The following is a 22,908-nucleotide window of genomic DNA, read 5'->3' as shown; positions in this document are numbered from 1 at the left end:
AGATGTATTCATTAATTTGTTCCAGCAAGCTCTGATTGTTTAGGATAAACTATGCCACGTTTCACTCTTTTATATATAATAATGCTCTTGATCATAACAGGTTGCCAATCAATATCCATTTCTACAAATAACGTGGTCGTTCCTAATACTCGGACTGAAATATTTCATTCAACGGCAAATGGTGATTATAAAGTTACTATTTATACTCCTAATAAACCTACACCGAAAGGTGGTTGGCCAATTATTTATCTTCTTGATGGTGACAGTTATTTTTTAACAGCAAGTGACATTATTAAAAGCCAAGCTTGTGAGCGTTGCATTCTTCAAGAAGGTATAATTGTCGCAATTGACTATCTCAATCAAACACGTCGTGATTTTGATTTTTTACCTAAACCAGATCATTTTGTTTTTGAGACCTTACCGAATAATCAAATTAATTTATCTGGTAAATATGGTGGAGCAGATGCGTTTTATGATTTTTTAACAAAAGAACTTAAACCTGAAATGGAAAAACGCTATAAGATTAATTTAAAACAGCAAGCTATTTTTGGACATTCATACGGTGGATTATTTAATTTATATATTTTTTTAACAAAACCAGTGATTTTTAATACCTATGTGGTATCGAGTCCATCTATGTGGTTTAGCGATGGATATATGTTTAAAGTATTATCGAAATACTTATTAGATAATCAGCCACCACTCATCAATCCCGTCAATTTACTTATCTCTGTAGGGGGATCTGAACAATCTTTACTTCCTTTTGATCGCAAGTTACCCAAGGAAAAGCAGAATCTCTTATTAAAGCATCGGCAAAATCGTAAAATGGTGGATAATTCGAAACATCTATTTGATCAATTAAAACAAGCTAAGATTCATAACTTAAACTTAAGTTACAAAGTTTATCCGCAACAATCCCATAAAACAGCAGCGATTATAGCTTTACAAGATGGCATTCAAATAAATTTTAACATTCATTAACCAGTATTTGAGCAAATAGTTATTAATCAACTTGAATATATGATAGTTTGATTTATATTACTGACACTTGATAATGATAATCATTATTGAAGAATAATATTAGGGATAATATATGTGTTCAAAATATAAATCGACTTATTTTATTGCCACACTTGTTAGTCTTGCATGTCATAATGCTAATGCTGATATCAAAAATTCATTAACTCATAAGGCAAGTGATTCAGATGATGTGATGGTTGTGACAGCAGCAGAGCAAGCTAAACAAGCATTGGGTGTTTCGGTTATCAGCCAAAAAGATCTGAGCAAAATGCCGCCCAAAAACGATATTTCCGAAATTATTCGTACTATGCCAGGTGTCAGTTTGACGGGTAATTCAACAAGTGGTCAACGAGGTAATAATCGACAAATTGATATTCGAGGAATGGGACCTGAAAATACGCTTATTTTAGTTGATGGAAGACCAGTAAAAAGCCGTATGTCTGTTCGATATGGTTGGCGCGGTGAGCGAGACACAAGAGGCGATACGAATTGGATACCTGTAGATATTATTGAAAGAATTGACGTGCTTCGTGGTCCAGCAGCAGCTCGTTATGGAGATGGTGCAGCAGGAGGCGTAGTAAATATTATAACGAAACAACCCGCTAAAGAGTGGCATGGATCTTTAAATAGTTATATTAATGTACCATCTCACAGTGAGGAAGGTTCAACAAAAAGGACTAACTTTTTATTAACAGGTGGATTAACCGATAATCTAAGTATGCGTCTATACGGCAATATCAATAAAACCGATGCTGATGAGTGGGATATCAACAAAAAACATCAAATTAATCCGAATTCGGTCAGTGCAGGACGGGAAGGGGTGCGCAATAAAGATCTCAATGGTCTATTGCGGTGGGATATCACTGATAAACAATCAATTGAATTTGAAACGAGCATTAGCCGACAAGGAAATATTTATGCCGGAGATACACAGAATAATAATCCTAATCAATTGGTGAGTCGTTTTTATAATGATGAAACTAACAAAATGATTCGTCAAAATTATTCAATAACTCATCGAGCATATTGGGACAACGGCTTAAATACAATATCTTATATTCAATTGGAAAAAACACATAATACCCGTTTAAATGAAGGTTTAGCTGGTGGAACTGAAGGTCGATTTGATAATGATAGTTTTTCTACCATTAAATATAATAATGTTACTTTACATAATGAGACCAACTTCCCATTAACTATGGTGGTACCCCAAACTATGACTGTTGGTGGCGAGTATAATCATCAAAAAATGAAAGATCCAACCTCAAATAATCAATCCGTTGAAGAGGGAGGAAGCATATCTTGGATCAAAGATAAAATGCGCAGTGAAAACTCATCAGCTAATCTTTGGGGGATGTTTATCGAAGATAACATTGAACTGACACAAACTACCATGCTTACCCCTACATTACGATATAATCATCAAAGTAAATCAGGTGGTAACTGGAGTCCAAGTTTGAACTTATCCCAAGAATTGGGCGACTATTTCAGTTTAAAACTTGGTATTGCCAGAGCTTATAAAGCACCTAACTTATATCAAACTAACCCAAACTATCTTCTTTATAGTCGTGGGCAAGGTTGTCATAGTGCGGGTGGCAGTTGTTATTTAATTGGTAACAAAAATTTAAAAGCGGAAACAAGCGTCAATAAAGAAATTGGGCTTGAGTTTCATAATAATGAAGGATTAATTGCTGGCATAACTTATTTCCGTAATGATTATCATGATAAGATTGATTCTGGCACAAAAGTGGTGGGTCATGCGCAAGGTGGAAAAAATAAATTTGGCAATTCAAATATTTTTCAATGGCAAAATGTGCCCAAATCTGTTGTAGAGGGATTGGAAGGCAGCTTAACGATTCCCGTTACTTCAACAATCAAGTTTCGAAATAACCTAACTTGGATGTTGCAGTCAAAAAATAAAAAGACTGGCGATTATTTATCAATAATACCAAAATATACGTTGAATTCATCAATAGACTGGCAAACAACCGATAAATTGTCGTTGTTAACTACGGTCACTTTGTTTGGTAAACAAAAGCCGAAAAAATATGATTATCTTGGGAATAAAGCTACGGATAGTGCAACTCACCAACTTAGTCCTTATGCTATTTTAAATTTTAGTGGGCAATATCAATTTAATAAAAACGTTACGTTAACGGCTGGAATAGATAATGTGTTTAATAAGCGCTTATTCCGAGAGGGTAATTCCACAACCTTAAAAAATCCAGTAAATGGTATCGTAACCGTTAAGGGTGCAGGAGCTGCAACGTATAATGAACCAGGGCGGACATTTTTTGTAAGCACTAAACTTTCATTCTAGCTCAATCAATTAAATAAAATCGCCAAACTAACGATTAAATTGATTAAACTTGGCGATTATTTAGCTGCTTTAAGTTATTTATTGTTCTCATTATTCACTATAATTTTATCTGTAAAAGTGTGAAACATTGAATAATAACAGTTTTATTCTTGCTTTTTGTCTTTCTTCATTATAAAATATCTTATACATTTGATAAATAAGGATAAAATTTTTTAAGTTTTTAGAAACGATAGATATTTTAATATCATACTAATTTTAAAAATCTAATTAGCATTCAATTAAGTTGTTTCTTTGTAAATAATATTAAGTTCTTTTGGTGGCAAATGCTTTGTTTGCGAACCATCTATAGTTTTGTCGATGCTTATTGGCAAAATAGCAGAATCAGCATATCTAACATATAGATTGCATTAAAAATATAGATTTTAACAAAATAGATAGTAATAAAAACGGGGTAACTATGTTTAGCGCGAATAAAGAGTGGGCATTTGTGATACTGACCTGCTTTTTTGAACTGTGTTGGGTATTTGGTTTTACTACTGCCAGTCAGTGGTGGCATTGGGTTATTGTTATACTCATAATTATTGTTGATTTTACGTTTTTAACGAATGCATGCAAGACAATTCCTACAGGTACTGTGTATGCAATATTTTCTGGTGTCGGAGCGATTGGTTCACTCGTTATTGATATGGTCGTGTTTGGTAAAGAAATCAAACTTATTGAAATATTTTTCGTTGCATTAATAATTATTGGTGTTGTGCAACTTAAACGAGCAGATAGTTGATTAACTGAAATTTGGATTACAATATGGGATGGTTATTTATTTTAACGGCTGCAATTTTTGAAGTTATTGGCGCTATTGGCCTTAAGCTCTATTCGCAACAAAAAAGTGTGTTTCGGTTAACACTGTATTGGGGCGGTTTTTTTGTTTCGTTTACCTTATTTTATTTTTCACTTCAATATCTGGATTTAAGTATAGTTTATCCTGTATGGGTTGGGCTGGGTACATCGGGTGCTGTGTTGGCTAATATGTTTATTTTTAATGAACCAAAAAATCTTCCTCGCTTATTTGGACTTACTTTTATTATTATTGGTATTGTAGGATTACACGCTACAATGTAGTTTAAGAGATAATTAAAAGAATCAGATATAGCGTTAAAAAAGCGTTTTTTGTTTCGTTTATTTGATTTTCTAAATAAAAAAAGACCGGAGATGAACTCCGGTTAAGCAAAGTGTAAGCTAAAAGGATGTATGAATAAAAGAGAAAAACAGTGTACTAAATTTCGTTACCATGTTGTTTTAGGTAGCTAGCAACACCATTTGGGTTAGCCTGCATACCTTGTTTACCTTTAGTCCATTGAGCAGGACAAACTTCACCGTGTTCTTCATGGAATTGGAAAGCATCAACAATACGGATCATCTCGTCAATATTACGGCCAATTGGTAAATCATTGATCGTTTCATGACGTACAACACCTGATTTATCAATAAAGAATGATGCGCGAAGAGCAACACCAGCTTCAGGGTGTTCAACGCCGTAGGCTTGCATAATAGAGTGTTTTATATCTGCAACAATTGGGAATTTTACTTCACCAATACCGCCTTTATCTTGTGGAGTATTACGCCATGCATTATGTACATATTGTGAATCCATAGAAACCCCAATAATCTCAACGCCACGTTTTTTAAATTCTTCTAAACGATGATCGAAAGCGATGATTTCTGATGGACATACAAATGTAAAATCCATTGGCCAAAAGAATACAACAGCATATTTACCATTAATGTGTTTAGCTAAATTGAAATCTTCAACGATTTCACCTGAGCCTAACACTGCTGCTGATGTAAAATCCGGGGCTTTACGAGTGACTAAAGTCATGATGGTTCTCCTAACTATTTAATGCTTTTTAATATGCGGAACATTATAACAATTTAAACTTACACTCCAAGTTGTTATAAACAATTGATATCATAAGTTTAAACTATTAACTGATAAATTATCATTCGGTAGTATTTATTGATTTCTTCGGTTTACCTTTATTTTTAGTATCGCGATGGCGCAGTTTGACTTTTTTCTTTTTGTTATCTTCTTTTTTGGTAGCACTTTTCAATTTCGCTTTTTGTGAAGGTTTTTTCTTAGTTGCCGGTTTTGGCGCTTTCGTTTTTGGGCGTAACTCATCAATGGTTCGTAACTTTATTGGTTCTTTGATGTAACGCTCAATTTTTTGTAACAATTCATTGTCATGAGCTTCGACCAACATAATCGCGGTCCCTTTTTTCCCAGCACGGGCAGTACGACCGATACGATGCAAATAGACGTCGGCTGTTTTAGGTGCATCAAAATTAATAACATGGGTAATATCATCAATATCGATACCACGAGCTGCAACATCGGTTGCAACCAGTACATTAACGGTATGGTTGTTCATTCTTTTAATTGCTTCGTTACGTTTAGCTTGAACCATTTCACCTTCTAAATAACAGCTATGGATTCCGGCCTGATGTAATAAGCTAACCAATTCATGTACCCGTTCACGCTTGCGTACAAAAACGATCGTCTTTTTCAATTCTTCTTGCTTTAATAAATGAATGAGTAAGGCTACTTTATGCTCTAAATTGTCGGCACGATAATAGAATTGTAAAATCTTTTTACGTTCTTTGCGTGAAGGATCGGCGTTAATTTCAATAGGTTCATTTAATATGCGATTAGCAAAATTATGTAATCCTTCACCCTCTAGCGTTGCAGAAAAAAGTAGTGTTTGTTTGCGCCAGCGAGTTTCTGCTGATATGGTTTCGACATCTTGAGAGAATCCCATATCTAACATACGGTCTGCCTCATCTAAAATAAGCATTTCAACAGCTCGACAATCAAAATTTTCTTCTTTAATGTATTGCAATAACCGTCCAGTTGTCGCAATCACAATATCTTGATTTTTACTGAATACTTCAGCATGATTCATATAAGCAACGCCTCCGGTTATTGTGGCTATGCTTAAATGAGTGGATTGCGTTAATCGTTTAGCTTGCTCAGCTATTTGCATCGCTAGCTCTCGAGTAGGTGTTAAAACTAAAATACGAGGTGGTCCCGGTTTGCGACGTGGAAAATCCAATAAATGTTGCACAGCAGGAATTAAGAAAGCAAGTGTCTTACCCGTACCCGTTGGCGCTGAACCTAAAATATCTTTGCCATCTAATGCGACAGGTATCGTTTGAGTTTGGATTACTGTTGGCGTGTGGATGTTTTGTGTTTGTAGATTTTGAATTAAAATCTCATCTAATTCTAAATCTGAAAAAGTTTTTGCAGTCATATTGATCATTCTATCTTAAATTTTGAGACACATTATAACGGCAATCGTTATAACTACAATCAATAAAACGTAGTAAGTAACTGACATCAATATTCATTTCGTTCATTTTATAGTATATCAATTAAAATAATTAAATACTTTGTAAAAAAGTTTGAGGTTAAGCATACGTTTAAGTATAAAAGTTAAAGAATGATTGATTCATCAACTCTTATCAATGCTTGTAACGGAATCTTTATTTATATTACACTTTGCCTTTGTGTTAAGATATTAAACTAAATTTTACGATATTAGGTAAAATAAGGGATTAAAACTCAATATTTACTTAATAACTTAATATAATCTTGTTGTTATTTTATAATAGACAATATTTCTTTTAACCATTTACAAAATCACCCATTACTGAATATGACTGAAATTTTTTCGAACGATAAATATAATCTTCAACTTGAAAATAAAATAACCCATTTAAAAACAATTTTTAGTGATTTCTCACTTCCAGAATTGCAAGTTTATAGTTCTCCTATCAGTCATTACCGTATGCGGGCTGAGTTTAGAATATGGCATGATGGTGAAGATATCTATCATATTATGTATGATAAAAAAACGAAAAAACGCACACGAATTGATGATTTTCCGATTGCAACAAAATTGATTAATCAAGCAATGAAAGCTATTTTACCATTGCTTAAGCATAACCAATTATTACGTCATTTATTGTTTCAGATAGATTATTTTTCCACACTGAGTGGTCAATTACTTATTACGCTTTTGTATCATAAAAAGTTAGGTGATGATTGGATTGCTGAGGCAAATAGACTTAAGCAACAACTTGCCGAGCAGGGGATCGATGCTAATATCGTTGGGCGGGCGAGTAATCAAAAAATTGCGATTGATGTCGATTATGTTGATGAGGCCTTACCAGTATTGGATAAAACCTTTATTTATCGTCAAGTTGAAAATAGTTTTACTCAACCCAATGCCGCAGTCAATATCAAAATGCTTGAGTGGGCTATTGAAGTTACCAAAGGTTTGTCTGGTGATCTACTTGAATTTTATTGTGGCAACGGTAATTTTTCTATCGCTTTGGCTCAAAACTTTCGTAAGGTGTTAGCGACAGAAATAGCGAAAGCGTCTGTATATTCAGCACAATATAATATTGCCGTAAATGAGATTGATAATTTAATTATTGCCCGTCTATCCGCAGCTGAGTTTACCAGTGCTATAAAAAAAGAACGTGAATTTAATCGATTAAAGGATATCAATCTTGATGATTATCAGTGCCAAACTGTACTGGTTGATCCTCCTCGTGCCGGAATAGATAGTGATACAATTAATATTCTTAAAAGTTACAATACTATTATTTATATATCCTGCAATCCTCTTTCTTTACGGGATAATTTACAGCAATTGATAGAAACTCATAATATCAAGCATTTTGCTATGTTTGACCAGTTTCCTTATACCGATCATATTGAAAGTGGTGTTGTATTGCATAAAAAATAGATATATTCATATCCAAGGATGGTTAATTTTGTTAGAATAATTAGGCTAAATACTAAAATAATTAGTACTTGTTTGGCTAATGACTACTGTCAACATTGCTTTTGATAAAAAAAAACCCTAGGTAAACTAGGGCTGCATTAAATTGCAAGGAATGGATGAAAGGAAATAAAACAATGAAACAATAATGTCTAGCCTCATGAATCATTGTGTGAGTACTATAACAAAGCTAAACAAACGAATTAATGACCAAATTATTACAATATAGTCATTAAAATGTCATGATACCATTTGGTTTTTTCATATATCCTACTACGGCAGTAAACATTTTCCATAATCATATAAAATAACAAAGGAAATACTCAAAATGAAATTGTTAGTTGTTGAAGATGAACATAAAACAGGTGAGTATCTTCGTCAGGGTTTAGTTGAATCAGGTTTTATTGTTGATTTAACCGATAATGGTTTAGATGGCTATCATAGAGCCATGACAGAAGATTATGATTTAATTATTCTGGATGTAATGTTGCCAGATATCGTTGGCTGGAAAATAGTCCAATCTTTGCGTGAAGCAGGAAAAGACACGCAAATTATGTTACTCACTGCGATGGGCAGTGTAGAGGATAAAGTTAAAGGACTAAATTTAGGTGCGGATGATTATTTAGTTAAGCCGTTTTCTTTTGCTGAATTACTGGCAAGAGTCAAATCTTTACTTAGGCGCAATGTTCCACAAGTCAATAATTATCAATTAAGTATTGCTGATTTGGTAATGGATTTACCTAAAAGAACAGTAACGCGAGCAGATAAAAGAATTGATTTAACCAATAAAGAATTTCTGTTATTAGAATATTTTTTACGTTATCCAGGTGAAGTTCTACCGAGGTCACTGATTGCATCCCAAGTTTGGGATATGAATTTTGATAGTGATACCAATGTTATTGATGTGGCGATTAGGCGATTGCGCAATAAAATTGATGCAGGATTTGAACCTAAATTAATTCATACTGTGCGTGGAATGGGATATAAATTGGATGTAATGGATGAAGCGGACTAAAGTTATTTCTTTTCGTTTACCACTAATTGTTTGCCTACTAACTTGTGGGCTCCTTTATTGTTTTAGTTATCTTATCGAAAGTTCTTTTGAAAAATTTTCCATCCAGCAAAATGTATCCGAATTAAATTCAGTTATCTCATCAATAGAACGTGAACTTATTTATTTTTCGCCTAATGATAATCGTGATGAGCTTTTTCAAAATCTATTATTGATATTAACCGGGCATCATCACTTGTTTGTTTATATCATTGATGAATCAGGTAAGGTACTTTATCGTACACGTGGGCCTAACTTGGCTGTTGCATTAAAACCCGCTAATTTAGAAAAAATTATAACTGAACACGGTACGACCATCTCCAATCTGAATAAATCATCTTATCGAATTGCTGCATCAAGAGTGATTGTTGAAAATGACAAACATTACACCACTATTGTGGCTGTTGGCCGTGATTTACAGCTTGAATTTATCAGTCGATTAAGAAACGGTTTAGGATTGCTGATTGCCATTTCTTGTGTTTTAGCATTGATTGGTTCATTTATCTCAATTTATTATACTCAAAAACCGATTAATCGGCTCATTAAGAAGATAGAAAAAATCAATCTTAAACGTCTAAATTATCGAATACCAACTTCCTCAGTACCAACTAAATATATTAGTTTGGTGAGAGCGTTCAATAAAATGCTTAATCGTATGGAAGATGTTTTTCAGCGGCAACGTAATTTTACCGCTGATATTGCTCATGAAATGAGAACGCCCATTACTAATCTCACAACCCAAACACAAATTGTGTTAAATAATGCCCGATCCACTGAAGAGTATCGAGAGATTTTATACTCCAATTTAGAAGAGTATGAAAAAATGTCGCAAATGATCTCAGATATGCTTTTTTTAGCTCAAGCTGATAATCATCAATTAGTGCCAAATCTTATTGATATTGATTTGGTTAGTATGCTTACCATGATGTGTGACTATTTTGAACCGCTCACCGATGAGAAAAATATCACATTTAATTTAGAGGGTAACTGTTCACATATTCAAGGCGATAAACTGATGTTAGGTCGAGCGATAAGTAATATTTTATCCAATGCCATTCGTTATACTCCTCAAAATGAAGTAATTACCATTACTTTAAGTCAAACTTCAGTAAAAAGAGTCAAAATCATCATTGCCAATCCAGGTGAAAAAATTGATAGCCGGCATTTACCTCACCTTTTTGACCGTTTCTATCGAGTAGATGAATCACGTCATCGTAATGGTACTTCGGGTGCAGGAATAGGGTTGGCAATCGTAAAATCAATTATCCAAACCCATAAAGGAACGATTTTTGTTGAGTCTGATGATAGATCTACCCGTTTTATTATCAATCTACCAACCGCTATTTCACCTCATAATCACTAATCAACAAATTAGCTGCTGCATAGGCAGCTTTATCTTTTAGTTCTTGAGGAACTTGCTCGCAATCGACTACTTCATTTAGAACCAGCATTACGGCTCCTAGGGCATCTTCAATGTAACCTAGTTCATTACTTCCAATTTGGGCATACTTTTCACGAATGAGTTCACAATATTTATTCATTAAACGGCTTCCTGTTATTTTTCGCAATTATGATTTGTTGTTATAAAAATTGAGCCAATTGTTGGTATACTTGCTCGGCTTGAATAGTGCGCATGCTTTTTTCAGGCGAAATTATACTAAATTGATTTTTGCCATAACCACCAATTAATTTTGGGTCGGTTTCACCAAATAGAGTAATATTTGGGCGATCTAATGCAGCGGTTAAATGGCTTAATCCTGTATCAACTGAAACTACTGCTTTTGCTCCAGCAATAATGGTTGCAACATCAGACAGTGATAGTTTAGGTAATACTTCGACATGCTTAAAACCTTGTGCAAGGCGAATCGCTCTTTGCTGTTCGTGCTCGGCTCCCCAAGGTAATTTTATTTTTAATCCAGTTGCTTCGGTTAATTTAATTAATTTTCTCCATGCTTCTTCCGTCCAGTGTTTTTCATCTCGAGTTGTAGCATGTAAAAAAACAAGATACTGTTGATTATCACTAGGTAGAGACGATAGAAAATGGCGGGCAATAGCATAATCCCCCATTGAATCTGGTAGTGGGTATTGTAAGCTTTGAGCAAACAACATTCTAACTCGTTCAATGGCATGCATTTGCTTGGGAATAGCATGTTTTACATCATAAAACCAACTGGCAATAGGCTCTTTAATACTTTGACGATCCAAACCATGCTTTATGCCGCGCGCTTTACGAGTTATAAGAAATGCGCTTTTAATAAGTCCTTGCGCGTCAATAATACAATCATATTCTTGCTGCCTAAGGGTTTGGATAAACGCATGACGTTCTTGGCGAGTATTTTTTGCAAACCAACTTTTGCGCCAACGTCTTATAGCAACAGGTATTACATTATTTACAGCATAGTGCCAACTAGGTATTTGAGCAAAATTTTCTTCAACTACCCAATCAAAAGTAATATCAGATATATTATTTGCTGCATCGGTCAATGCTGGTAGGGTATGCAGCACATCACCCATTGAGGAAGTTTTAACGACTAAGACACGCATTATCCATTACTCTTTTTACTACGCATGATAAGATTCATCAAAGTTTCAAATACATTATCTGGTTTAATATCAATCAAGCTTTGATGATAACCTTGTTCAGCATCACCTTTACGAACACGATGATAACCAGTGATTAAACGGATAACTTCTGCTTTATCCGATAATGGAGGGGTAAACTCTGGGCTACTTGGACCATATAATGCAACTAATGGTCTATCTAATGCAGCAGCAACATGCATTAATCCTGAATCATTGGTCACAATGGCTTTACAAGCTGCGATTAAAGCAATAGCTTGTTCTAGCTTGGTTTGACCTGCTAAGTTGATGCATTTATCACTTTGCACCATTTTAGCAATAATCTGATCGCCAACTTCTCGATCTTTGGCTGAACCAAAGATTATAATTCTAGCATTTTGTTTAACCAGCATATCGGCAAGTGTAGCATAATGATAATCTGGCCAACGTTTAGCGGGTCCAAATTCTGCCCCAGGACAAAAGCCAATTAATGGTTCATCTTGTGGAATCGCAAAAGTGACTAATGCCTCATCAATTTCTTTTTGCTCAACACTCAGTTTTGGCCATAATAGTGGTTGTGGTAGATCTTTTGCAGAATGAATTTGATCTTTGGGATAAGCCAGCGCAACATAGCGCTCAACCATCAAAGGAAACGCAGCTTTATCAAGTGTGCGAATATCATTTAATAATCCGTAACGCAGTTCTCCTTTCCAGCCTGTTCGTTTAGGAATTTTGGCAAAAAATGGAATGAGTGCAGACTTAAATGAATTCGGTAAAACAATAGCTTGATCGTAATGATTAGCTCGTAATGATCTACCTATTTGACGACGTTTAGCGAAAGCAAACTCACCATGACCGATTGGCATTTCAAGCGCCTGATTGACTTCTGGCATTTTATTTAATAAAGCCCGACTCCAAGCCGGGGCCATAACATCAATTTCATTATGAGGATCAAGCTGCTTTAAAGTACGATATAGGCTTTGTGACATCATCATATCACCAACCCATGAAGGACCAATAATGAGTGTTTTCATCTTATCAATTCCTTTCTATTGTTCGTTAAGCCATTTCATATATTCAGTTGTACCTTCGGTTACAGTTTTAAATTCAATTGGGCATCCAGTTTCTCTAAATTTAGTGAGATCAGCTTGAGTAAAGCTTTGGTATCTTCCTTTAAGGTTATCAGGGAACGGAATATAATCTATTTCCCCTTTTCTATGATAATTGACGACAGCATCAGCTACGGTTTGGAATGATTCTGCTTGACCTGTACCACAATTGAAAATACCTGAAATTTTATTTTTCCAAAACCATAAATTTACATCAACAACGTCACTTACATAAATAAAATCGCGTTTGAAGTTATCACTACCGGTAAATAGTTTCGGTTTTTCACCTTTGTTAATTTGTTCATTTAAATGAAATGCAACACTTGCCATACTACCTTTATGTGATTCACGTGGTCCATAGACGTTAAAATAACGGAATCCACAAACTTGTGACTTAGCTTTAGGTAATACTTGTCTAACATATTGGTCAAACAGAAATTTAGAATAACCATAAACATTCAGCGGTTTTTCATAAGCGCGATCTTCGATGAAATTATCACTGCGTCCACCATAAGTAGCAGCCGAAGATGCATATAAAAATGGAATATCAAGATCTAAACAGCAATCTAACAAGTCTTTTGAATATTGATAGTTGTTTTCCATCATAAATTTGCCATCCCATTCGGTGGTCGATGAGCAAGCTCCTTGATGAAAAATAACATCAATATCCATATCTTCACCTGCTACAACTAATGAGATAAATTCGTCTTTATCCATATAGTCAGCGATATCTAAATCAACTAAATTACTAAATTTAGTACCGTCGGTTAAATCATCCACCACTAAAATATTTTTGTGTCCTTGGTCATTTAACCCCTTAACAATATTACTACCAATAAATCCAGCACCGCCAGTTACTACGATCATATCAAATTCCTTAACCAATAAAATGAATCCACTTATAATACCGATTTATGACAAATTTTTCGAGTGATGATTTATTTTCAAGGCTGGTGCGCATTGAAAATTCATAACATCATATCATCATTACTTGCATATCCATTGGGTTGATAGTTGACAAAATACGAATAAGATCAGTTAATTAATTGTTATTTGATCTGACAATGATTCTGTCATGTCAGGTATATTACTTAAATTAACATCGTTAGATAGATACAATATTTAGAATAAACAAGTTATAACCTATGAAATAGATTATAACTCTTTTGATATTGTTAATCGTTTATCAATTAATTCTTTTTCGCTGTGACTAAAATATATCTTGCTAAATTAAGATAAGGTTCAGTACGACAGTATTGTTTTTCAAGCTCTAATAGCTGTTCAAAGTGCGTTTCAGCCTTGGATTTATTCGCTAAATAGTCGTGGAAAATACGAATGCCTATTTTTTGTAAAATATTAAAATCTAACTGGGTCAGCCAATAATAGACATCTTTAGGCTCTCTTGGAAAATCAGGGGAGAGTGTCTTTTTTTTACGTTTTGCAAGGCCAGCTTGTGTATAACCAAAATTACCCAAGGTGACTGTTTTAAATAGCAGTCCATGGTAGTTATAAAACATCAAAGATAAATAGCCATTTACCTTTAAATGTTTTTTTAATGATTGAATTAATTCAATCGGCTCTGCAACCCATTCTAAAACGGCATGACAAATAACGATATCAAACTGTTCATCAAGTAAAGTATGAAGTTGCTGTATTGAGCAGCAAAGACAATTGATTTCGATATTTTCCTCGCTCGCTTTTTGTTTTGCTAGTTCAAGCATTTGTTGCGAAATATCACAAATGGTAACATGGTGGCCGAGTTTAGCTAGTCTACAGGCGATTTGACCTTGTCCACCACCAGCATCAAGGATATTTAGGGGTTTATTTGCAGGATAGTTAGCTAAAATATTCTCAAGTTCTTGCCAAACTACCGCTTCACGAATTCGACCTTTAGTTGTACCATAAATATTTTGTGCAAATTTGCCACTGATATCATCAAAATTGCGATCTTGTTTACTCATAAATTACTTTTGATTGTTAAGTTGTTGTACTTCAGCATTGATTTCCGCTATTTTGTTAGACATTTGTGCATAGCACTGTTCCATTAATGCTTTGGCATCTTCTTTGCGAAGGTTTTTAGTTTCAATTGGATCGAGCATTTCAACAATCATATGCCCATTATTGATACGATTTAACTTAATATTAGTCGTCTCTGATACACAAATTGGTACAATGGGTACACCGGCTGCTATTGCTGCTTTAAATGCACCCATTTTAAAAGGTAACAGTCCTCGACCGCGGCTACGTGTACCTTCAGGAAACATCCAAATAGAAATACCACGATTTTGAATTTCTCTAACCACTTGTTCAATGGTATCGCGTGCTTTTGATTTATTGTTGCGGTCAATGAGTATATTACCTGTAAGGTAATAAAGTTGCCCAAAAAATGGGATCCAAGCCAAACTTTTTTTACCAACGGTGACAGTTTTCGGTTGTACAATATCAGCAGCAACCACCAAATCGAAATTATTCTGGTGATTAGCAATATAAACACAGCTTCCCATATTACTAATTTTAGAATAGGGGCGTGTAGTGACTTTAACGCCAAATACCGGTTGGAACAACAAACTAAATAAATGGGCGAATCTTGCTACATTTTTGGGGTTTCTTGGATTAAATAAACAAAAAATCACGCCAAAAACACAAAGAATAATTCCTGTGATGACGACAAAAATTAAGCGAAAAATAAAAACCATAATTTACCTCATAAGTTAACTTGGCGTATTATATACGTAATCAACGTTAATATACAGTTTGTAAAAATCACGCGTCTATAGGATGTTTATGCTTAAATCAACGATTACTTGGGACGAAAATCAAACCCCAATTTCAACTTATTTTAATGATGTGTATTTTAATACGGAAGGAGCAATTGACGAAACCCGTTACGTGTTTATTGAAAGTAATGATTTATATCAACGTTTTTTACAGCATGAGCAAGAGACATTTATAGTTGGCGAAACCGGTTTTGGTTCAGGTCTCAGTTTTTTAATTTTATGGCAAACATTTTTACATTTTAGAGATCAACATCCAAATCATGTTCTTAAAAAAATTAAATTCTTTAGTGTTGAAAAATTTCCATTATCATCAGATGAATTAAAGCAAATTCATCATAATGTATTAACCAAAGATAAAGATTTACAAAACTTAGCATCGCAACTGCAGACCAATTTCAGTGAAATTCAAAGCATTTACCATTTCGATAATGTCTCGTTGTCCATTTTTTATGATGATGTTAGTTATTTCCCCGATTTTCTAAGAAAACAAAATATATTGATTAATGCTTGGTTTTTTGACGGATTTTCGCCAGCTAAAAACCCTGATATGTGGTCAGAATCATTATTTAAAAAATGTTATACATTAACGGCACGTAAGGGTACATTTGCAACTTTTACTGCTGCAGGGTTTGTACGTCGTAACCTGCTTAATGCTGGGTTTAATGTATTTAAACATAAAGGATTTGGTATAAAGCGTGAAATGTTAATCGGCAATAAGACTGAATAATCTTGTTTCTTCCACAAAACATAAAATGGAGTGAAAAATCTCAATTAGAAAGTATGATTCTTGAATCGGAACATTGTAGTTAAGCTAAAGATGTTCATCGTAATCAGAGAATGGGGTACATCCCTTTTCAAGAAAAATTTATGAATACTTAAAAATTTAAACCCCATTCTAAAATGGGGTTTAACTAATTATGAATGTTAAAAGTTAGCTTTTAGGGCTATTTTAATTAAGATAAAAAACTAATCAATCTAACCTTTGCCTTATTTTTTAACATTTAGATGCATTATTTTCAAATCCATCCATATCCATAAATTTTATCGTTTACATTAACTTTGATTAGTAAATTTAAAACTCAAATTGATAAATTACATCTAGTGCTTGAGCTAAACCTGAAGTCGCTTCTAAATAGAGACTTGGCATAAGTCTATAGCGTAATGTAAAAGTTGCCAAAGAATCGAAAATACCGACTCCATATTTAAGTTGTAGATGCGGTAAAATATAGCCACTCACGACCACTTTTGAACTGTCACCAGCACCTTGAGTATCTAAAGTAAGGTTTTTTATCCCAAACATATTACCGATATCACCAATGTATTTCCCTGTTTTGGAAGTACCAATTCCGACTAATAATGCTGTCATCATGTCGTTTTCACTCTGATCTGAGTTATCAAGACCTTGTCCACGGATTAGGTAAGATAATGCTTCTTGCTGCGACATTGCAGGGTCTGAGAAGATGTCTATTTTTGGATCTTCCGATGAGCCAGTTACCCGAATTCCTGCGGTAATATTACTTTTATCCATTGAATCTGGATTACGTATTGCTTCAACATCAAGTATAGCGCGATCGCTTGGTCCGGAAAAAGTAATCACTCCTTTGCGAATAACTAAGTCTTGACCATACGCATTAAACCGTCCACTAGGAATTAATACTTCACCATGCAGATCTAAACCTTTATTCGTCTGAGTGGCAACTAAATGTCCTTTTAGTTTAGCTTTTAAACCAAATGCATCAACAGAAACATCATTCCCAATATTAATTTCAAGATGACTATTGATTTTCATACCAAATTTTTGTGGTTCTATTTGATTTCCATTTCTATCAAGCATCACTTCATCAGGTGAAACATCGACACTTGATTCTGGCAGTGAATCAACAGTAATCTTACCTTTAGGTATGTTAACTTTTCCTAATAGAGTTAACTCATCTTGAGTTGCGTTAATTTTGATATCAGGGACAATGCTCATTACAATCATTGGTGGAACCGATACCTGCATTGCTGCACCATTGACCGTTAAATTAGCCTGCCATTTATCTAAATTTTGCCAGCTTGCATTACCGTTAATATCAACATTACCTGATTGAGTCGTTAGAATCCCATGTAAGGTTGAAGATTTACCATTCAATTTTATATCAAGCGTTGCTGATTTAATGTCGATAGGTAATTGATTAGTTTTTATTTCACTTTGTTTAAGATTGATATTGCCCGTTAGATAAGGATCCATTAATGAACCGGAAAATTTAACCGCTCCATTAATAGCGCCTTTAGTATATTCATTTTTATCTAACAGTGGGTTAAGGATTGCCAAAGCCAAATTATCGATTATTAACTGACCACTTAATTTTTTCTGATTGTTTGGATCAGTAATAAGTAGATCTCCATTAATTTTTCCTAACTCTTTTAGACTAAAATGCCAATCTAATTTAGCCTGTTGTTCATTAAATTCTACATTAATATTAAATAAATCAAATGGAATAGGTAAGGCTTGATTTACTATCATTTGCTGAACAAAAACTTTATTACTGGTTAGATTGGCTTTAATAGCAGGCGTTTTGCTGTTATTGCTAAATTTAATTTCTGCTTTACCGTTTATGCTACCTGCAAGTTTTGTCTCGCCATCATTAGGTATAGGTAGTCTAGCTAAATCAATATCTTTTAGGGTTATTGTGGATTGAGTATTCGGTATAGGTGATAATGGTTTTTCTAAGCAGATGCTTGAAGAGCTATTGTGCCAACAATGGGCTCCAATAGTAGGGATTTGTTGATTTAAATCATAAGTTAAAGTTAAAGGTTGAGTTAATGACCAATGGTTATTATTACCTAAATTTAATAGTGCATTAGATATATTGCCGCTCCATTTAGTATGGTCTTTATCAATTTTCCCCGTTAATGATGTTTTTAAAGATGCAGGATTACCGTCAAGATCAATACTTAAAGTATGCTTACTTTCATTACCAACAAGATCAATGTCTGCTTTTTTAATTATTTGGTTGGAAATCTCAATATTCTGTCCAATGAGTTTTAGTTGTAAGTTTAATTGGTCTTGATAATGCATTTTACCGGATAAATTTGCTTTAGATATTGAGATATTTGGCATCTTTAAAGCATCTACAGTTAAATTTGTATCAATAATAGGATTTGATTTCGTTCCTGCCATTTTGATGTTACCAAAAATTGATCCTTGCATTTCATCGACCAATAATGCTAAAGATGCTAGATTAAGCTTTGCATTCAAATTTCCTTTTTCCGTTGAACCATCTACATTTATTCGGTTTTTATCCCAGATTATTGCTAGATCATTAGCGGATAAATTACGTTTAGAATCAACTTGTAAATTACCGTTAGCCGAAAAATCAGCGTGTTTGATTTTACCTATTAAATCTAAATCGGTAACATTCAATTGCCAAGTTTCACCGGCTAATTTACCCGTTGTATTGAGTTGACCATTTAATTTTATAGGGTATTCAGGTATCTCTTTTGTTAGGTCAACTTGATTAAGTTTCACATTGGTATTCCATTGCAGTGAATTTTGCCAATTCACATTTCCTGATGCAGCAATCTCACCTTGGGGTAACTTGATGATTCCACGTTTAAAGGTTGCTCCTTGGTTGGTACCGTTACCAGCAATGTCAAATATTGTTGCTGGTAAATTTTCACCTGTTACAGACCCTTTGGTTGATAAATTATATTGTTCTACATTGCCATCAATAGCGAGATCAAAATCATTAAGTTGATATTGAGCTACGCCCTCAAGAGGCCATTGAATATGTTTACCATTTAATTTGGCCATAACAGGTAAATATTTTTCGATAAAATTGATATGACCATCGATATTAAGTTTATTTAACCCTGTAACAGATGTATGAGTTGTTAATTTACCTAATAATTTACCAGAAAATTGTCCCTCTAAATGGTTTTCTTTTGTATCAGCTTTAATAAATGCAACGAGTGGCCAATCATCACCAAGTGTGATCTCACCATTAACTGATGCATGTCCATTTAGATAAGGCGTCTGTATATTGGTATCAACTTGTTTTACCATAATATGATTATTTATCATATCCGTTTCAATGGTAACTTGATTAAATCGAAAATCTTCCCCTCCGATATGTAATAACCAATTATTTCCGCTTAGATTACTCACATTGATATCTAATGGAATACTTACTTGAGGTAAAGAATTAATCAGTGGTTCATTAAATAATTGATTAATCTGTTCATTAATAGGTAAATTATTTTCTGTTTTTTGTCCTTGAGGTGATGTGTTATCAGGAAAAATTGCACTTAAATCCATGGCAACAGCCGGGTATACGTAAATTTTTTCATTAACCCATATCGCTTTACCAGTAAAACTTGACATACCGAATTGCATATCATCAACGTTCACTTTGACCTTGTTAAGCTGTGTAGCATTTAATTCAATCGGTAATGGTGTTTTAATAATAAAACGTTCTTCATCTTCTGTTGTATCTGCTTTAGTATCATCTTCTGAAGATTCGAATTGTTTGGTATCAATCTGAACGTTTACTCCATCTGCATCAAAGTTTTTCAGACAGATCTTGGTCTGTATTAAACATGAACCAGATAACTCTAGAGAAGCATCTTCAACGCTTACATGGACTCCAGTTAAATCTAATGAAAGTCCTTGTATATGTAAATTATGAAACGATCCTTCAACTTGTTGAATTTTCAGTTCTGGCAGATATTTATTTAATGCAAACATGGTGAGTTTTACACCTAAACTGGTATAAATCACCATAATGATAAATGTAATTAGAAAGATGAACATAGACAGTATGACAATACAGCGCTTTTTCCATTTTCCTTTTGATTTTGAATTTTCAGCAATTGCGTCATGATTAGCATTTTCAGACATTTTATAATTCGCTTCCTAAACCAATATATAGGTGAACAGAGCCTTTATCTTTTTTGTTTAAAGGGGTTGCTAGATCTAATTTTATTGGGCCAACAGGGGATGACCATCTAATTCCAAATCCACTACCAGTATAAAATTTAGCTTTATCAACTTTATCTATGGCTTCGCCACTATCAACAAATACTGCTCCCCACCATGGGCCAGATAAATTATATTGATATTCAGCCGAACCCGTGATGAGTTTAGAAGCACCTTTAAGTTTCCCTTTTTTATCCTCTGGCGAAATTGATTGGTAACTGTAACCACGAATACTTCGGTCACCACCAGCAAAGAATCTGAAAGAAGGCGGTACTTTATCAAAATTACTCGCTTGAATTATCCCAAAATTCCCCCTAACAATAAATCGATGAGATTCTTTTAATGAACGAATCCAAGTTTGTTGTGCTTGGAAACGAACTAAATTAATATCAGAACCTAATGATTCTGCTGCGGCTTCAACTGAATAACGTTGGGAATCGCCCCACATAGGTAATATATTATCGTCATTACGGATGCGTGAAAGACTAAGCGAGGGATAGTATAAGAATGTTTTATAACTTGAGTCCCCTTGGGTAAAATCATCCCGTAGCATATTTAGCCCCACTGCCGTTTGCCATCCCTCAAAGCGATCCCAATTGCGTAACGCTCCAAAAGTATAAGAACGAGAATAGGTGTCATTATTGTCGATTTTTTTATAACCACCTTGGATAGTGTAATATTGTTCTAAAGGTGATTGTTTTAGAGGTATTTTATAACTCATGGTTATCATTTGTTCAGGTGATGATAGAGATAAATTACTTTGAAAACTTTGCCCTCGACTATTAATCCAAGGTTTACTCCAGCCGATCTTACCATGTACGCCATTATCCGTTGAGTATCCTAACCCTAAGTCCATACTATTTCTTTTACGTGGTGAAGTTGTCACTTCAATAGGGAGAGTTTTATCCTCACTTAGATGAGGAAAGTCTGGCGTAACAAGAACAGAATTAAACCAATTAGTTGAATTAAGACGCCTGTTTAATACAGATAGCTGTTCAGCCGTATATTTTTCACCTTCTTTAAATGGTACTAGATTAGCCAAATAGTCTTTACGGATTTTTACATTTGGGAAACTAACTTTACCAAATTTGTAACGTTGGCCTGTATTAAAATCAATGTTCCAATAAGCTTGGTGTTCATAATTTGATACGGCTAACTGATGCTTAGGCATATTAGCATCAAAATATCCTTTTTCTAAAGATAAATTAAGTAATGATTTTTTAAATGATTCGTAACTACCATGATTTAAAATATCGCCTTTTTTAGGCAAGTCATGTTCAAGTAACTCATTAAAATCTTTATCTTGTTCACCTTCACCCGTAATATTTATGTTAAGTTGTTCAATTAATATTGGTTCGCCAGGTGAAATTTTAACAGTTAATACTTTAGGATCTTGTTCAAAATATTCAAAACTAGGAGAATAATATCCTAACGCTCGAAGGGCTTTTTGTGCTTCGCTTTCAAAATAACGTTTAAAATTGGGTGAATTATTGATTTTACTCTGTTCAATTAATGAAACTCGGGCATTTACATTATTAGCAAGTTCCCCCGATAACCCTTTAATTGATAACTGCATATCTGCATAACAATATGCTGTAGTTATCATTAAAACTAAACATAATGAACGGGAAAATCGTGACACAAACACCTCGATGATTTTTTGAAATTGTTTAGGAAGTTATTATGGGTTTGTTATTGTATGTAAATTTAACATATTTGCCGTTTCATCGTCTATGATATGCTTTGTAAAATAAAGTTAATTCTCATGAAATATCATGTTCGATAAGGGAACGTTATAATCCATTGTTTGAGATGTTTTACTATCATTGCTAAGTTATAATTAGATAATTCAAAAAAGATTGTCCAATTATTTTGTAACTCATAAGGGACATCAAGACAAAAATCTGGTTCAAGCTCACAACTAAGTGTAATTGAAATTGTTACTTTTTGATTTTTGTAAGAAATAAATGCAAGTGAAAAGCAAGGCTCAGTAAACCATAACTTAGCATTACTTGGTAATTGACCTTTTGATAGATCATTAAACCAATTGTATAGTGTGTGTAGATCAGCGATTTCTAAAGCAGGATCGGTTTTTTCAAACCGATTACCACTTTGTTGGACAATGACTTTTAGCAAACACCAATCATCTTTGCTGTCAGGGAACTCATAACCGACGATATCAAATTGTAAATTTACTGTATTTGTAATATCTGTTAACTCGATCATTTATTCTTGCTTGCATGTGTTTTAAATTTTAAAACGACCCCT

General features: G+C 34.0%; 19 protein-coding genes. 8 read left to right on the top strand and 11 right to left on the bottom strand.

Translation table 11 applies throughout. The features are described 5' to 3' along the window. Nucleotides 1-51: 51 nt before the first annotated feature. The 4 genes from H3T96_RS06520 to H3T96_RS06505 all read left to right on the top strand — a co-directional run bounded on the left by H3T96_RS06520 (nt 52) and on the right by H3T96_RS06505 (nt 4,459). On the top strand, nt 52-981 hold the full coding sequence (locus H3T96_RS06520) for an alpha/beta hydrolase (protein ID WP_144091928.1): 930 nt from the start codon (nt 52-54) through the stop codon (nt 979-981). Between the two features lie 112 nt (nt 982-1,093). After that, on the top strand, nt 1,094-3,340 hold the full coding sequence (locus H3T96_RS06515; protein WP_144091929.1) for a TonB-dependent siderophore receptor: 2,247 nt from the start codon (nt 1,094-1,096) through the stop codon (nt 3,338-3,340). Nucleotides 3,341-3,797: 457 nt separating this feature from the next. Beyond that, nucleotides 3,798-4,121: a multidrug efflux SMR transporter gene (locus tag H3T96_RS06510; RefSeq protein ID WP_039127145.1), complete on the top strand. Its 324-nt coding sequence runs from the start codon at nt 3,798-3,800 to the stop codon at nt 4,119-4,121. Nucleotides 4,122-4,144: 23 nt separating this feature from the next. Beyond that, on the top strand, nt 4,145-4,459 hold the full coding sequence (locus H3T96_RS06505; protein WP_039127148.1) for a multidrug efflux SMR transporter: 315 nt from the start codon (nt 4,145-4,147) through the stop codon (nt 4,457-4,459). Between the two features lie 154 nt (nt 4,460-4,613). Here H3T96_RS06505 and H3T96_RS06500 read toward each other — a convergent pair whose 3' ends face one another. Beyond that, nucleotides 4,614-5,216 (bottom strand): peroxiredoxin C, encoded by a 603-nt coding sequence (locus H3T96_RS06500; protein ID WP_039127151.1) that lies wholly within the window; start codon nt 5,214-5,216, stop codon nt 4,614-4,616. A gap of 121 nt (nt 5,217-5,337) precedes the next feature. Then, nucleotides 5,338-6,645, bottom strand: coding sequence for an ATP-dependent RNA helicase SrmB (srmB, locus tag H3T96_RS06495; protein WP_039127203.1), 1,308 nt, complete (start codon nt 6,643-6,645; stop codon nt 5,338-5,340). A gap of 405 nt (nt 6,646-7,050) precedes the next feature. Between srmB and trmA the strand changes: the two genes are divergently transcribed. From trmA to H3T96_RS06480, 3 genes are all read left to right on the top strand, one after another. Then, a complete protein-coding gene (gene trmA / locus H3T96_RS06490; protein WP_144091930.1) occupies nt 7,051-8,148 on the top strand; it encodes a tRNA (uridine(54)-C5)-methyltransferase TrmA in 1,098 nt (365 codons plus the stop codon). Nucleotides 8,149-8,512: 364 nt separating this feature from the next. Then, nucleotides 8,513-9,199: a heavy metal response regulator transcription factor gene (locus H3T96_RS06485; RefSeq protein WP_086351432.1), complete on the top strand. Its 687-nt coding sequence runs from the start codon at nt 8,513-8,515 to the stop codon at nt 9,197-9,199. Next, on the top strand, nt 9,186-10,598 hold the full coding sequence (locus H3T96_RS06480) for a heavy metal sensor histidine kinase (RefSeq protein WP_039127158.1): 1,413 nt from the start codon (nt 9,186-9,188) through the stop codon (nt 10,596-10,598). Before H3T96_RS06485 ends, H3T96_RS06480 begins: the two co-directional genes overlap by 14 nt. Here the strand turns inward: H3T96_RS06480 and H3T96_RS06475 are convergent. The 6 genes from H3T96_RS06475 to H3T96_RS06450 all read right to left on the bottom strand — a co-directional run bounded on the left by H3T96_RS06475 (nt 10,576) and on the right by H3T96_RS06450 (nt 15,599). Further along, nucleotides 10,576-10,776 carry a YaeP family protein gene (locus H3T96_RS06475; protein WP_025315221.1) on the bottom strand — a complete coding sequence of 67 codons (201 nt, stop codon included), beginning with the start codon at nt 10,774-10,776 and terminating at the stop codon, nt 10,576-10,578. The genes H3T96_RS06480 and H3T96_RS06475 overlap by 23 nt on opposite strands. Before the next feature lie 40 nt (nt 10,777-10,816). Then, nucleotides 10,817-11,779 carry a lipopolysaccharide heptosyltransferase RfaC gene (rfaC, locus tag H3T96_RS06470; RefSeq protein WP_144091931.1) on the bottom strand — a complete coding sequence of 321 codons (963 nt, stop codon included), beginning with the start codon at nt 11,777-11,779 and terminating at the stop codon, nt 10,817-10,819. After that, a complete protein-coding gene (rfaF, locus tag H3T96_RS06465; protein ID WP_039127165.1) occupies nt 11,779-12,828 on the bottom strand; it encodes an ADP-heptose--LPS heptosyltransferase RfaF in 1,050 nt (349 codons plus the stop codon). Before rfaF ends, rfaC begins: the two co-directional genes overlap by 1 nt. 15 nt (nt 12,829-12,843) lie before the next feature. Next, nucleotides 12,844-13,770 (bottom strand): ADP-glyceromanno-heptose 6-epimerase, encoded by a 927-nt coding sequence (gene rfaD, locus H3T96_RS06460; protein ID WP_039127166.1) that lies wholly within the window; start codon nt 13,768-13,770, stop codon nt 12,844-12,846. Nucleotides 13,771-14,093: 323 nt separating this feature from the next. After that, on the bottom strand, nt 14,094-14,864 hold the full coding sequence (locus tag H3T96_RS06455) for a methyltransferase domain-containing protein (protein ID WP_039127169.1): 771 nt from the start codon (nt 14,862-14,864) through the stop codon (nt 14,094-14,096). 3 nt (nt 14,865-14,867) lie between these two features. Then, nucleotides 14,868-15,599: a 1-acylglycerol-3-phosphate O-acyltransferase gene (locus tag H3T96_RS06450; RefSeq protein WP_039127171.1), complete on the bottom strand. Its 732-nt coding sequence runs from the start codon at nt 15,597-15,599 to the stop codon at nt 14,868-14,870. Nucleotides 15,600-15,687: 88 nt separating this feature from the next. Between H3T96_RS06450 and mnmD the strand changes: the two genes are divergently transcribed. Continuing rightward, nucleotides 15,688-16,407, top strand: a complete 720-nt coding sequence (gene mnmD, locus H3T96_RS06445) for a tRNA (5-methylaminomethyl-2-thiouridine)(34)-methyltransferase MnmD (RefSeq protein ID WP_186279249.1) — start codon at nt 15,688-15,690, stop codon at nt 16,405-16,407. 345 nt (nt 16,408-16,752) lie between these two features. Here the strand turns inward: mnmD and H3T96_RS06440 are convergent, their stop codons facing one another. From H3T96_RS06440 to H3T96_RS06430, 3 genes are all read right to left on the bottom strand, one after another. Next, a complete protein-coding gene (locus H3T96_RS06440) occupies nt 16,753-20,562 on the bottom strand; it encodes a translocation/assembly module TamB domain-containing protein (protein WP_144091933.1) in 3,810 nt (1,269 codons plus the stop codon). 1 nt (nt 20,563) lies between these two features. Continuing rightward, a complete protein-coding gene (locus H3T96_RS06435) occupies nt 20,564-22,282 on the bottom strand; it encodes an autotransporter assembly complex family protein (RefSeq protein WP_144091934.1) in 1,719 nt (572 codons plus the stop codon). Nucleotides 22,283-22,413: 131 nt separating this feature from the next. Next, the gene (locus H3T96_RS06430) at nt 22,414-22,866 is read right to left on the bottom strand and encodes a hypothetical protein (protein ID WP_144091935.1); all 453 of its coding nucleotides are present in this window, start codon (nt 22,864-22,866) and stop codon (nt 22,414-22,416) included. Nucleotides 22,867-22,908: the final 42 nt, after the last annotated feature.

This window comes from Gilliamella sp. W8136 (genome assembly GCF_016101285.1).
Lineage (GTDB): Bacteria > Pseudomonadota > Gammaproteobacteria > Enterobacterales > Orbaceae > Gilliamella > Gilliamella apicola_N.
Note: the sequence above shows the minus strand (reverse complement) of the source record. Positions and strands in the feature narration are given on the sequence as shown.

Bases quoted from the DNA above. Each gene is read 5' to 3' on its own strand.
- H3T96_RS06455 (WP_039127169.1), bottom strand. From the start codon at position 14,864: ATGAGTAAACAAGATCGCAATTTTGATGATATCAGTGGCAAATTTGCA.
- H3T96_RS06510 (WP_039127145.1), top strand. From the start codon at position 3,798: ATGTTTAGCGCGAATAAAGAGTGGGCATTTGTGATACTGACCTGCTTT.
- trmA (WP_144091930.1), top strand. From the start codon at position 7,051: ATGACTGAAATTTTTTCGAACGATAAATATAATCTTCAACTTGAAAAT.
- H3T96_RS06520 (WP_144091928.1), top strand. From the start codon at position 52: ATGCCACGTTTCACTCTTTTATATATAATAATGCTCTTGATCATAACA.
- H3T96_RS06475 (WP_025315221.1), bottom strand. From the start codon at position 10,776: ATGAATAAATATTGTGAACTCATTCGTGAAAAGTATGCCCAAATTGGA.
- H3T96_RS06515 (WP_144091929.1), top strand. From the start codon at position 1,094: ATGTGTTCAAAATATAAATCGACTTATTTTATTGCCACACTTGTTAGT.
- rfaF (WP_039127165.1), bottom strand. From the start codon at position 12,828: ATGAAAACACTCATTATTGGTCCTTCATGGGTTGGTGATATGATGATG.
- H3T96_RS06430 (WP_144091935.1), bottom strand. From the start codon at position 22,866: ATGATCGAGTTAACAGATATTACAAATACAGTAAATTTACAATTTGAT.
- H3T96_RS06480 (WP_039127158.1), top strand. From the start codon at position 9,186: ATGAAGCGGACTAAAGTTATTTCTTTTCGTTTACCACTAATTGTTTGC.
- H3T96_RS06505 (WP_039127148.1), top strand. From the start codon at position 4,145: ATGGGATGGTTATTTATTTTAACGGCTGCAATTTTTGAAGTTATTGGC.
- H3T96_RS06450 (WP_039127171.1), bottom strand. From the start codon at position 15,599: ATGGTTTTTATTTTTCGCTTAATTTTTGTCGTCATCACAGGAATTATT.
- rfaC (WP_144091931.1), bottom strand. From the start codon at position 11,779: ATGCGTGTCTTAGTCGTTAAAACTTCCTCAATGGGTGATGTGCTGCAT.
- H3T96_RS06485 (WP_086351432.1), top strand. From the start codon at position 8,513: ATGAAATTGTTAGTTGTTGAAGATGAACATAAAACAGGTGAGTATCTT.
- mnmD (WP_186279249.1), top strand. From the start codon at position 15,688: ATGCTTAAATCAACGATTACTTGGGACGAAAATCAAACCCCAATTTCA.
- srmB (WP_039127203.1), bottom strand. From the start codon at position 6,645: ATGACTGCAAAAACTTTTTCAGATTTAGAATTAGATGAGATTTTAATT.
- H3T96_RS06440 (WP_144091933.1), bottom strand. From the start codon at position 20,562: ATGTCTGAAAATGCTAATCATGACGCAATTGCTGAAAATTCAAAATCA.
- H3T96_RS06500 (WP_039127151.1), bottom strand. From the start codon at position 5,216: ATGACTTTAGTCACTCGTAAAGCCCCGGATTTTACATCAGCAGCAGTG.
- rfaD (WP_039127166.1), bottom strand. From the start codon at position 13,770: ATGATCGTAGTAACTGGCGGTGCTGGATTTATTGGTAGTAATATTGTT.